The organism is Butyrivibrio sp., assembly GCF_017433805.1.
Lineage (GTDB): Bacteria > Bacillota > Clostridia > Lachnospirales > Lachnospiraceae > Butyrivibrio.
This window is the reverse complement of sequence record NZ_JAFRGN010000011.1, coordinates 177,689-190,238: the sequence shown is the minus strand read 5'-3', so window position 1 is coordinate 190,238 and position 12,550 is coordinate 177,689. Positions and strand designations below refer to the sequence as shown.

Annotated in this window: 13 protein-coding genes; all 13 read left to right on the top strand. The window is 41.8% G+C overall.

Annotation, left to right across the window (positions count from 1 at the left end):
• Nucleotides 1–188 precede the first annotated feature (188 nt).
• The 13 genes from IJI01_RS03270 (at nt 189) to IJI01_RS03210 (ending at nt 12,544) form a co-directional block, all read left to right on the top strand.
• Entirely contained in the window at nt 189–1,076 is an 888-nt protein-coding gene (locus tag IJI01_RS03270; RefSeq protein ID WP_292185779.1) for a chemotaxis protein CheX, read from the top strand.
• Nucleotides 1,077–1,117: 41 nt separating this feature from the next.
• A complete protein-coding gene (locus IJI01_RS03265; RefSeq protein WP_292185776.1) occupies nt 1,118–1,471 on the top strand; it encodes a response regulator in 354 nt (117 codons plus the stop codon).
• A gap of 97 nt (nt 1,472–1,568) precedes the next feature.
• Nucleotides 1,569–2,291, top strand: coding sequence for an elongation factor P 5-aminopentanone reductase (ymfI, locus tag IJI01_RS03260; protein ID WP_292185773.1), 723 nt, complete (start codon nt 1,569–1,571; stop codon nt 2,289–2,291).
• 127 nt (nt 2,292–2,418) lie between these two features.
• Entirely contained in the window at nt 2,419–3,357 is a 939-nt protein-coding gene (gene trxB / locus IJI01_RS03255) for a thioredoxin-disulfide reductase (protein WP_292185769.1), read from the top strand.
• Between the two features lie 172 nt (nt 3,358–3,529).
• Nucleotides 3,530–4,861 (top strand): C40 family peptidase, encoded by a 1,332-nt coding sequence (locus IJI01_RS03250; RefSeq protein WP_292185767.1) that lies wholly within the window; start codon nt 3,530–3,532, stop codon nt 4,859–4,861.
• A gap of 519 nt (nt 4,862–5,380) precedes the next feature.
• Nucleotides 5,381–5,911 (top strand): ribosome hibernation-promoting factor, HPF/YfiA family, encoded by a 531-nt coding sequence (gene hpf / locus IJI01_RS03245; protein WP_292185764.1) that lies wholly within the window; start codon nt 5,381–5,383, stop codon nt 5,909–5,911.
• 226 nt (nt 5,912–6,137) lie between these two features.
• Nucleotides 6,138–7,331 (top strand): acetyl-CoA C-acetyltransferase, encoded by a 1,194-nt coding sequence (locus IJI01_RS03240; RefSeq protein ID WP_292185761.1) that lies wholly within the window; start codon nt 6,138–6,140, stop codon nt 7,329–7,331.
• Nucleotides 7,332–7,400: 69 nt separating this feature from the next.
• The gene (locus tag IJI01_RS03235) at nt 7,401–8,195 is read left to right on the top strand and encodes an enoyl-CoA hydratase-related protein (protein ID WP_292185758.1); all 795 of its coding nucleotides are present in this window, start codon (nt 7,401–7,403) and stop codon (nt 8,193–8,195) included.
• Nucleotides 8,196–8,240: 45 nt separating this feature from the next.
• Complete coding sequence (locus IJI01_RS03230) at nt 8,241–9,113, top strand: 3-hydroxyacyl-CoA dehydrogenase family protein (protein ID WP_292185756.1); 873 nt, start codon at nt 8,241–8,243, stop codon at nt 9,111–9,113.
• Between the two features lie 43 nt (nt 9,114–9,156).
• Nucleotides 9,157–10,317 carry an acyl-CoA dehydrogenase gene (locus tag IJI01_RS03225; protein WP_292185754.1) on the top strand — a complete coding sequence of 387 codons (1,161 nt, stop codon included), beginning with the start codon at nt 9,157–9,159 and terminating at the stop codon, nt 10,315–10,317.
• 34 nt (nt 10,318–10,351) lie between these two features.
• The gene (locus tag IJI01_RS03220; RefSeq protein ID WP_292185752.1) at nt 10,352–11,143 is read left to right on the top strand and encodes an electron transfer flavoprotein subunit beta/FixA family protein; all 792 of its coding nucleotides are present in this window, start codon (nt 10,352–10,354) and stop codon (nt 11,141–11,143) included.
• Between the two features lie 25 nt (nt 11,144–11,168).
• Nucleotides 11,169–12,218: an electron transfer flavoprotein subunit alpha/FixB family protein gene (locus tag IJI01_RS03215; RefSeq protein WP_292185749.1), complete on the top strand. Its 1,050-nt coding sequence runs from the start codon at nt 11,169–11,171 to the stop codon at nt 12,216–12,218.
• Between the two features lie 131 nt (nt 12,219–12,349).
• Nucleotides 12,350–12,544 carry a hypothetical protein gene (locus tag IJI01_RS03210; protein ID WP_292185746.1) on the top strand — a complete coding sequence of 65 codons (195 nt, stop codon included), beginning with the start codon at nt 12,350–12,352 and terminating at the stop codon, nt 12,542–12,544.
• The last annotated feature ends 6 nt before the right edge of the window (nt 12,545–12,550 follow it).

Sequence of the window (12,550 nt, the reverse complement as noted above, 5' to 3'; positions counted from 1 at the left end):
GGAGGTGCTGCATCTGATTCACAGGAAGTTGCTGTGCAGAAAGCGCTTAACCAGGCTATGGCAAGGATGAATGAGAACAAAGACAACTAAATAGGCATTAACTATAATTGGCTTGTTTATAAACGGATATTAGTCTAAAATATATAATGTAGACTAGTATCCGTTTTTTCATCTCACTGAGGTAGAATATGCTGGATAGATTGCTTGGCAATTACATGCTAGAGAAAGGTCTTTTAACCAAACAGCAATTGCTGCAGGTATATAAGGCACAGGATAATAACAGAGCAAAGCTTGGTGTTATAGCTGTTTCTGAAAAGCTTATGACGATAGCTCAGGCTGAGCAGGTTAATGGCTTGCAGGCTTCAATGAATATGAAGTTTGGTGATATTGCAATAGACAAAGGATATCTGTCTCAGGCTCAGCTTGGTAGATTATTAGAGCTTCAGGGCAATGATTATCTTGCGTTTTTGCAGGCTATTGTTGACGAGAACATTATGTCCATGGAGCAGATACATAATGCAGAAGTGGAGTATCAGAGGGAATTTGGATATACAGAGACTGATCTGGTGGAGCTTAAGTCGAACAACATTGACAGAATAGTTCCTATTTTCGTGCGCGAAGAATTTGCAGCCCACAAAGAACTAATCACCATTGCGGTTAAGACTATGTACAGACTTATAGATAATCATGTATCTATAGGCAACGCCTATAAGATAGAATCCCTCAGAAGCGAAGTAATAGGCTATCAGAAATTCCATGGCGATGAAAAGGCTACATTAGCCATCTGTGGTAAATATCAGGATGTGGAGAAGCTGGCTGTTTCATACACCAAGGAGGAGTTCATCGAGACCGAAGAAGATGCTCTTGATGCAACCTGTGAATTTATCAACTGTATTAACGGACTATATGCCACAGAAAAGAGCAGGACTGGATCCAAGGTGGAACTTGAACCGCCGGAGTTTTCAGTAACGTACACAGAGACAAGAGGAAGCTCTATCGTAGCTTTACCTGTTTGCATAAGCGGTGGAGAGATTATTTTGCTCAGTGGTATAGGTGACGATGTTAACATAGGTTGATAAAACTATTTATGAATAATTGAATGGGCCGGAGGTAAGTCATGAAGAGAGTACTGATTGTAGATGATTCCAGAACATCTCGAAGAGTATTAAAAGACATTTTGGATAGAGCTGGCTATGAGGTAATAGGAGAGGCTGTAAATGGTCAGGAAGGATATGATCTGTATGTTAAGATGCAGCCTGATATCGTGACTATGGATATTACAATGCCTGTCATTGATGGCTTAGAGTCACTTAAGCTTATCAGAAAGTTTGATCCAAATGCCAAGGTTATAATGATAACTGCAGCTGGACAGAAAGAGAAGATGGTTGAGGCCGTTAAGTTCGGTGCTACCGAGTTTATTGCCAAGCCATTTTTGGAGGAAAGCGTATTAACGGCACTTGAGCATTGCTAATAAGCGTAATATTTGCGACAATAGTAACCGAGGAGTTTTTGCTCCTCGGTTTTGTTATAAATGTGCCTGGCGGCATATTTTTTATCGAGAGGTTTTTATGAAAAGAAAGGTTTTGATAACTGGCGCATCAAGAGGTATAGGACGAGGTATAGCACAGGCTTTTGCAGAGTCTGGGGATGACCTTATTTTGTTGTGTCAGAATAATATAGATGCGCTGGAAGCTTTTTGCCGGGAGATAGCTGATAAGAACGGGATAACAGCCAGAGCATTTAAATGTGATGTAGGGAATTTTCAGGCTGTAAAAGAAGTATTTGAGCAGATAGATGATATAGATATTGTAGTAAATAATGCCGGAGTAGCGTGGATGGGGCTTCTCACAGATATGGAAGTGGCTGATTGGGACAGGCTTATGTCTACTAACCTGGACTCTCTTTTTTATATCAGTAAGCTCGCTGTTCCTATGATGGTCAAAAAACACAGTGGAAGAATAATCAATATTTCTTCAGTCTGGGGAAATGTTGGAGCATCCTGTGAAGTTGCGTATTCAGCTTCTAAGGGCGGCGTTAATTCTTTTACCAAGGCACTTGCAAAAGAACTGGCGCCAAGCGGAATTAGTGTCAATGCAGTAGCCTGTGGAGTGATAGATACGGATATGAACAGGCAGCACCTGAGTGATGAGGATATGGAGGAGCTTAGGGGAGAGATTCCAATGGACAGGCTGGGAACCACTGATGATGTGGCACAGCTCGCACTCAAGGTTGCAGAAGCGCCTTCATATATGACCGGACAGGTAATAACCATCGATGGTGGATGGATATAGAATAAGTTAATTATCTTTTTAGAATTAATGTATTTACAAAATATCAAAATGTGTTACTATAAAATTAAATTGTACACAATCAATATAAAAGTTTCATATACAAAAAGGTTTTTTGAAGGAGGTTATTATGTACGATCTTGTAATTATAGGTTCTGGCCCTGCAGGCCTTTCAGCTGCTGTCTATGCTAAAAGAGCTGGACTTAATATGATAATTATTGAAAAAAACCCAGTTAGTGGTGGTCAGATCATTGATACTTACGAGGTAGACAATTATCTTGGAATTCCAGGAGTGAATGGATTTGACCTTGGTATGAAGTTCAGGGAGCATGCTGATAAGCTTGGAGCAGAATTTGTAGATGCGACTGTAACAGGTGTTGAGTGCGTAGATAAGGGTTCTGATACAAATGCTCCAGTATATAAGGTAGTTACAGATAATGGTGAGTTTGAGACACATACAGTTATTCTTGCTACAGGAGCACACCATTCCAAGTTACAGATTCCTGGAGAAGAGGAATACATTGGTAAGGGAGTTTCATATTGCGCTACCTGTGATGGCGCGTTCTATAGAGGAAAGGTAACAGCTGTAAATGGCGGCGGAGATGTTGCTGTTGAGGATGCAATCTTCCTTTCAAGATTCTGCAGCAAGGTATATCTTATCCACAGAAGAGATGAGCTTAGAGCAACCAAGATATTACAGGAAGAGCTCTTTGGTCTTGATAATGTAGAAGTTATCTGGGATAGCGTTGTTAAGGAAATCAAGGGCGAGGATAAGGTTACTCACCTAGTTGTAGAAAACGTTAAGAACAAAGAAATAAATGACGTGAACGTCGATGGTATTTTTGTAGCGATTGGTATTGTTCCATCAACAGATTTATTCGAAAATCTGATAGAGTGTGACGAAAAAGGTTACGTAATTGCGAATGAAGACGGAGCAACTTCTGCACCAGGAATTTTCGTTGCTGGTGATTCTAGAAAAAAGAGACTTCGTCAGATTGTAACAGCTGTTGCAGATGGCGCTAATGCTGTAACTTCTGTTCAGGACTTCCTTGTTGGAAAAGAAAAATAACACCTTAATATAGAAGAAAAAGAAACGCAATAAAACGTTTAAGAAGGCTAAGAAGTGGCGAAAATAACGGTTTTTCGTCACTTCTTAAATTATTTTAGGGTTGACAAAAATTTAGAATTAGTTTATATTCTAAAAAGATGTAACAAATTTCGTAACAATTTGGAGGTCAGTTTTGAGAAAAGCGAAAATGCAGCTTGTCGCATTATCAGTTACAGCTGCTCTTACTTTTTTTGGTTCAGATATAGACGCTTTTGCTGCATCAAATAACAAGGTGTCAGATGTAATGCCTCAGGCTGGTATTACTTTTGCACTTGGTAATAACCAGGTGTCATTGTCATCTTTGCAGCAGTCAGTTGAAGCCGAAAAGACTCAATCAGAAACTTCATCTACCAGCAGCACTTCAAGTGACAAGGTGGATTTATCAGATGCAGTAACAGATGTAACACCACTTGCTTCTACAGTAACAGACAGCGTTCTGACAGATATTCAGAATGCAACAGGTGCTGTTATTAAGAACACTCAGGAGTTAGCTACAGAGGCTACAGCTGAGAGTTCAGAGGAATCAGAAGAGGAACTCTTCAAGTCTCTTGTTATCGCTAAGGTTACTAATTACGTTAATGTAAGAGATATTCCTAGTGAAGAAGGCGAGATCGTTGGTAAGCTCTATGATAAGTCAGTTGGTACTTATATAGAGGAGCAGGATGGATGGTACAAGATCCAGTCAGGTTCTGTAGAAGGCTTTGTTAAGGCGGAGTTTTGTGTCACAGGTGATGATGCAGTTGAACTTGCCAAGGAAGTTGGAACCAGAATCGCTACTGTTACTACTACAACCCTTAAGGTTAGAAATGGTGCAGGACTTGATGCAGAAGTTATCGGTCTTGTTCCTATCGAGGACGAACTTGTTGTTGAGGAAGAGCTCGATGGATGGGTTAAGGTTAGTATCGAGGAAGGTGACGGATACGTATCTACTGATTACGTAACTCTTTCTACTGAATTCGTTAAGGCTGAGTCCAAGGCTGAAGAGGAAGCTCGTCTTGCTAAGGAAGCTGCAGCAAGAGCAGCAGCTAACAAGGCGGCTAAGAGCAATACTTCCAAGTCTTCAAGCTCTTCAGGATCAAGCAGCTACAATTCAGCTAGTTCTTATACTACAGCTACAAGCTCTATCGGTTCTGCAGTTGCTCAGTTTGCACTTCAGTTCGTTGGTAATCCATATGTATATGGTGGAACCAGCTTGACAAACGGTGCTGACTGTTCAGGATTTGTAATGAGTGTTTATAACAATTTTGGTGTTAGTCTTCCTCATAGCTCTGGTGCTGACAGATCAGTTGGCGCAGCTGTTGATGGACTTGCTAATGCACAGCCTGGTGATATCGTATGCTACTCTGGTCACGTTGCTATCTATATTGGTAATGGTCAGATCGTACACGCTAGTACAGCCAAGACTGGTATCAAGGTTTCAAATGCGGACTACAGAACAGTACTTGCGGTTAGAAGGATTTTCTAAAAGTGAGAAATGTGTAAATAATAATACAGGTTATCGGGAATTTATTCTTGATAACCTGTATTTTTTTATTTACATATGGCGAACGCCATGAAACGAGGAATTGCGCAGCAATTTCGAGTTTACATTTCTCACATTTGCACATAAAACCAAAAGTCAACATGAAATTAATATTTTTTTTTCACATTTTCTTTATAAGTTATCCACAATCCACAGGATAAGAATGCCGATTTTAACAACTTATACACGAAGTTATCCACATTGTCCACAAATAGGGTTGAAAACAAACGAGTTTTGCACAATTGAAAGCAATAGCTATTTATTGTGCATATTGCACAAAAACAACTTGTTAATAAAAAGATTATGTTTAGCATTACTCTAATAAATTGCATCTGTGCTTTATTCAATGGTATAATAGCGTATAGACAAAAACTGCATAGAGCGCTGAATTGTCTTAAATAATGGCTGAAGATATTTCTTTTTTCAGAAATTATTGTAGGCTATCGAAAAGGGGATGATTGCATGAAATTTACAATCGTAGGAAAGAACATCGAAGTAACACCTGGCCTTCGTTCCGCAGTCGAGGAAAAGATAGGCAAGCTGGAGAAGTATTTCACTCCCGATACTAACGCAAATGTCACTCTTAATGTGGATAAAGAGAGACATAAAATCGAAGTTACCATTCCCGTAAAAGGAAAAATTATCCGTGCAGAGCAGATCAGCAATGATATGTATGTATCAATCGATCTCGTAGAGGAGGTTATTGAGAGACAGCTCAAGAAGTATAAGAGCAAACTGGTAGACAAACAGCAGGCAGAAGCCAGCAACTTCAAGAAGGAATACATTGAGACTGATTATATGGACGATGAGGACATCCGCATCGAGCGCATGAAGAAGTTTGATCCTAAGCCTATGTATGCTGAGGATGCATGTGTTCAGATGGAGCTTCTGGGACATAATTTCTTTGTATTTGTAAATGCAGAAACTGATCAGGTTAATGTAGTTTATAAGAGAAAGGGAAATACATACGGACTTATTGAACCAGAAGTATGATAAAGCCCTTGGTTATCAAACTTAATTAAATGATTGAAATAACAGTGTTGTAGGAATACGGCACTGTTATTTTTTTAACAACAAATTGATAAATAAATATCAATTTTATGGCTTTTAAATAAAAATCTAACGGAAGATTGATAGTTTTTGTTGCATTTGCCTAATGTGTGTGCTACAATTATTCTGTTCTGATAAAAATTTAACGAGTTATATGGAGGAAAACTTTATGGCACAGAAAGTAGTTATAGCAGGCGCTTGTAGAACAGCTATTGGTAAGATGGGCGGAGCTCTCAGCAATACTCCTGCAGCAGAACTTGGTTCAATCGTAATCAAGGAGGCACTTAACAGAGCAGGTGTTAAGCCTGAGATGGTAGATGAAGTACTTATGGGATGCGTTATCCAGGCAGGTCTTGGACAGAACGTAGCTAGACAGGCTTCTATCAAGGCTGGCCTTCCAATCGAGACTCCTGCAGTTACTCTTAACGTAGTTTGTGGATCTGGTCTTAACTGTGTCAATATGGCAGCTGACCTCATCAAGGCTGGCGAGGCTGATATCGTAGTTGCCGGTGGTATGGAGAACATGTCTATGGCTCCTTACGCACTTCCTAATGCACGTTTTGGATATCGTATGAACAACGGAACTGTTGTAGATACAATGGTTAACGATGCTCTTACAGACGCTTTCAATCATTATCACATGATGATCACAGCAGAGAATATCTGCGACAGATGGAATCTTACAAGAGAAGAGCTTGACGAGTTCTCAGCTAATTCTCAGCAGAAGTGCGAGAAGGCTATGGCTGATGGCAAGTTCAACGACGAGATCGTTCCTGTTCCAGTTAAGGTTAAGAAGGAAATCGTTGAGTTTAAGACAGATGAGGGCCCTCGTGCTGGTACAACTGTTGAGACTCTTGCAAAGCTTAAATGCTGCTCTGGTAAAGAGGGCGGTCTTGTAACAGCTGGTAACGCATCAGGTATCAACGATGGCGCTGCTGCAGTAGTTGTTATGAGCGAAGAAAAAGCTAAGGAGCTTGGTGTTAAGCCTATGGCTACATGGGTTGGCGGAGCTCTTGCTGGTGTTGAGCCAGAAGTTATGGGTATTGGCCCTGTTGCTGCTACCAAGAAGGTTCTTAAGAAGACAGAGCTTTCGCTTGATGACATCGACCTTATCGAGGCTAACGAGGCATTTGCAGCTCAGTCAGTTGCAGTTGCTAAGGATCTTGGCTTTGACATGAGCAAGGTTAACGTAAATGGTGGTGCTATTGCACTTGGACATCCAGTTGGAGCATCAGGATGTCGTATCCTTGTTACTCTTCTTCATGAGATGGCTAAGAGAAACGATGCTAAGAAGGGTCTTGCTACTCTTTGCATCGGTGGTGGAATGGGCTGCGCTACTATAGTAGAGAAGTACGAAGCATAAGATTTTTAGTAGCCTGCTGCTTTTTTAGTGGCAGGCTATTATCACAATATATTACAGGAGGAAATAGTAATGGGTTTTGTTAATTGCGAAGTAAAAGAAAACATCGCTGTTGTTACAATCAACAGACCAGAAGCACTCAATGCTCTCAATTCACAGGTTCTTGATGATCTTGCAGCTGCTTTTGACAGCATTGATACAAACGTTGTAAGAGCAGTTGTTCTTACAGGTGCTGGCGAGAAGTCATTTGTTGCTGGTGCTGATATCGGAGAGATGAGCACACTTACAAAGGCTGAGGGTGAGGCTTTTGGTAAGAAGGGTAATGATATATTCCGTAAGATCGAGCAGTTCCCACTTCCAGTAATCGCTGCAATCAATGGATTTGCACTTGGCGGTGGATGTGAGATTTCAATGAGCTGCGATATTCGTATCTGCTCAGAGAACGCTATGTTTGGCCAGCCTGAGGTAGGTCTTGGAATTACTCCTGGCTTTGGTGGAACACAGAGACTTGCAAGACTTATCGGCGCTGGAATGGCTAAGCAGCTTATCTACACAGCACGTAACATCAAGGCTGACGAGGCTCTTAGAATTGGTCTTGTTAATGCAGTTTATCCACAGGAAGAGCTCCTTGCTGCTGCTGAGAAGATGGCATCACAGATTGCTGCAAACGCACCTATCGCTGTACGTGCTTGCAAGAAGGCAATCAACGATGGTCTTCAGACAGACATCGACAATGCACTTGTAATCGAAGAGAAGCTCTTTGGCTCATGCTTCGAGACAGAGGATCAGAGAGAGGGAATGGCTAACTTCCTCAGAAAGAAAGATGATCCAGCTAAGGTTAAGGTAGTGGCTTTTAAAAATGCGTAATCGCGCTAACAACGATAATAATAAATATATTAGGAGGACAACAAAATGAAGGTAGCTGTTATTGGTGCAGGTACAATGGGATCAGGTATTGCACAGACATTTGCTCAGGCTGAGAGCGTTGAGAAGGTATATCTTTGCGATATCAAGACAGAGTTTGCAGAGGGTGGCTTTGCTAAGATCAAGAAGGGTCTTGATAAGCAGGTTGCTAAGGGAAAGAAGACTCAGGAAGAGGCTGACAAGATTACAGGTAAGATTCAGACAGGTCTTAACGACATCTGTGCTGATGCTGATCTTGTAGTAGAGGCTGCTCTTGAGGTTATGGATATCAAGAAGAATCTTTTCAAGGAGCTTCAGGACAACATCGTTAAGAACCCTGATTGCATCTTTGCTTCAAACACATCATCTCTTTCAATCACAGAGATCGGCTCAGGCCTTTCAAAGCCTATCATCGGTATGCACTTCTTCAACCCAGCTCCTGTTATGAAGCTTGTTGAGGTTATCCAGGGTGCTAACACACCAGACGATATGGTAGAGAAGATCAAGAAGATTTCTGAGGATCTTGGCAAGACTCCAGTTCAGGTTAACGAGGCTGCTGGTTTCGTTGTTAACAGAATTCTTGTTCCTATGATCAACGAAGGTATCTTCGTATATTCAGAAGGTGTTTCAGATATCCAGGGTATCGACACAGCTATGAAGCTTGGATGTAACCATCCAATGGGACCACTTGAGCTCGGTGACTACATCGGACTTGATATCGTTCTTGCTATCATGGATGTTCTTTACTCAGAGACAGGCGATTCCAAGTATCGTGCTTGCCCTCTTCTTAGAAAGATGGTTCGTGGTAAGAAGCTTGGTGTTAAGACTGGTATCGGTTTCTACAACTACGCTGATGGTAATAAAGTGCCTACAGATAAATAACTCTTTTAAATAAATTTCAAAAGAAGCAACGGAGGAAAATATAATGGATTTTCAGCTTGATCAGCAACATGAAATGGCCAGATCTCTTTTCAAGGATTTCGCAGAAAAAGAAGTAAAGCCACATGCAATTGACGTTGACGAGACAGAGGAGTTCCCAAGAGAGACTGTAGCTAAGATGCAGAAGTATGGTTTCATGGGTATTCCAGTTCCAAAGGAATATGGCGGACAGGGTTGTGATCCTCTTACATACGTTATGTGTGTAGAGGAGCTTGCAAAGGTTTGTGGTACAACAGCAGTTATCGTATCTGCTCACACATCACTTTGCTGCGATCCTATTCTTACATACGGTACAGAAGAGCAGAAGCAGAAGTACCTTGTACCTCTTGCAAAGGGCGAGAAGCTCGGCGCATTTGGTCTTACAGAGCCTATGGCTGGTACAGATGCTCAGGGTGTTCAGACTAAGGCTGTTCTTACAGAAGATGGTAAGGAGTGGGTTCTTAACGGATCTAAGTGCTTTATCACAAACGGTAAGGAAGCTGATGTTTACATCATCTTCGCATACACAGATGTTGTAGAGGATAAGAAGGGTAGAAAGCAGAAGAAGTTCTCAGCATTCATCGTTGAGAAGGATACTCCTGGTTTCACATTCGGAACAAAGGAGAATAAGATGGGTATCCGTGGTTCATCCACATACGAGCTTATTTTCCAGGATTGCCACATCCCAGCAGAGAACCTTCTTGGCGCAAGAGGAAAGGGCTTCGCAATCGCTATGCACACACTTGATGGTGGACGTATCGGTATCGCTGCTCAGGCTCTTGGTATCGCAGAGGGCGCTCTTGACAGAACAGTTGAGTATGTAAAAGAGAGAAAGCAGTTCGGTAGAGCAATCGGCGCTTTCCAGAACACACAGTTCCAGCTTGCAAACATGGCTACACAGTGTGAAGCTGCAAGACTCCTTGTATATCAGGCTGCTGATGCAAAGAAGAATAAAGACTATTACGGAATTGAAGCTGCAAAGGCTAAGCTTTTCGCTGCTGAGGTTGCAATGGATGTTACAACTAAGGCTGTTCAGCTCCATGGTGGTTATGGTTACATCAGAGAGTACGAAGTAGAGAGAATGATGCGTGATGCTAAGATCACAGAGATCTACGAGGGTACATCTGAGGTTCAGAGAATGGTTATCTCTGGCGCATTACTTAAGTAATCACATCTAATTTGAGAATAGAAGGAGAATAAAAATGAAAGTTGTAGTTTGCATTAAGCAGGTCCCTGATACAAAGGGCGGCGTTAAGTTCAAACCCGATGGAACATTGGATAGAGGTGCAATGCTTGCTATCATGAATCCTGATGATAAGGCAGGACTTGAGGCAGCACTTAGATTAAAGGATCAGTATGGCGCAGAGGTTACAGTTCTTACAATGGGACTTCCTAAGGCTGATGCTGTACTGAGAGAAGCTCTTGCTATGGGCGCTGACAAGGCAATCCTTGTAACAGACAGAGTACTCGGCGGCGCTGATACATGGGCAACATCTTCTACAATCGCTGGCGCACTTAGAAATATTGAGTATGATCTGATCATCACAGGCCGTCAGGCTATCGATGGTGATACAGCTCAGGTTGGTCCTCAGATTTCTGAGCACCTTCATATTCCTGTAATTTCCTATGCTGAGGAAATCAAGGTAGATGAGAAGGCTAAGACAGTAGAAGTTAAGAGACAGTTCGAAGACAGATATCACATCGTTAAGGCTAAGATGCCTTGCCTTGTAACAGCTCTTTCAGAGCTCAATGAGCCTAGATATATGACTCCAGGCGGAATCTTCGATGCTTTCGAGCAGGAAGTTACAGTTTGGGGCAGAGCTGATCTTAAGGACGTTGACGATTCAAACCTTGGTCTTAAGGGATCACCTACACAGATTGCTAAGGCTTCTGACAAGGTTAAGAAGGGTCAGGGCGAAAAGGTTACTCCTGATTCAGCTGATGAAGCAGTAGAGTATCTTGTAGGAAAATTAACTGAGAAACATGTTATTTAATCTTGAAATGTAAAGGAGAAGAGTCATGTCTTTAGAAGAATATAAGGGTGTATTTATATTTGCTCAGCAGGTAGACAATGAACTTTCAAGCATTGCACTTGAGCTTCTGGGCAAAGCCAAGAATCTTGCAGAAGATCTTGATGAGAAAAAAGTAACAGCTGTACTTCTTGGAAGCGATGTTAAGGGTCTTGTTGACAAGCTTGCAGAGTATGGTGCTGATAGAGTAATCGTAGTTGATGATCCTGCACTTAAGGATTACAGAACAGAGCCTTACACACACGCTCTTGCATCAGTAATCAATGAGTTCAAGCCTGAGATCCTCCTTGTTGGTGCTACAGCAATCGGTAGAGATCTTGGCCCTAGAGTATCATCAAGAGTACACACAGGTCTTACAGCTGACTGTACAAGTCTTGATATCGGTGATTTCCCTCTTGAACCATCACCAGCTAGAGAGACAAAGCACAAACAGCTCCTTATGACAAGACCTGCATTCGGTGGTAACACAATCGCTACAATCGCTTGCCCAGACTTCCGTCCTCAGATGGCTACAGTTCGTCCAGGCGTTATGCAGAAGATCGATCCTATCAAGGGTGCTAAGGCAGAGGTTGTTGATTACAATCCTGGTTTCGAAGAGAATGATTGCTATACAGAGATCGTTAAGATCGTTAAGGAAGCATCAGCAGTAGCTGATATCCAGGCTGCTAAGATTCTTGTATCTGGTGGTCGTGGAGTTGGTTCACCTGAGAACTTCAAGATTCTTGAGGATCTTGCAGAGGCTCTTAACGGAACAGTTTCCTGCTCACGTGCTGTTGTAGATTCAGGCTGGAAGCCAAAGGATCTCCAGGTAGGTCAGACAGGTAAGACAGTTAGACCTCAGCTCTACTTCGCAATCGGTATTTCTGGAGCTATCCAGCACGTTGCAGGTATGGAAGAGTCTGATATCATCATCGCTATCAACAAGGATGAGAATGCTCCTATCTTTGATGTAGCTGATTATGGTGTAGTAGGAGATCTTAACAAGATCGTTCCAGCTCTTACCAAGAAGATCAAAGAAGCTCTTGCAGCTAAAGGTTGATTCATAAAATGTAGATAGGACGCTGCCCTGGCATTTGCTGGGGCAGTTTTAATTTGTTCGAATAACGCATACATGGTATTATATGAAAGCGGAAAAACGTAACAAGTTTTAAATGAATGGAGTTATTTGTAGTGGATAAGAAACAGAAATTATTAGACCTCATAGATAAGGCTGGCAAGGGTAGTATTGAGGCGGCAGAAGAGATTGCTGTCGGATATTTTAAGGGTGATTTTGGTGAAAAGAATCCAGCTAAGGCCAAGAAGTGGGCTTCATATGCTGCCAAGCATGGAAGCGAAGTTGCTGCAGAACTGATGACAAGGATTTAACCGCAA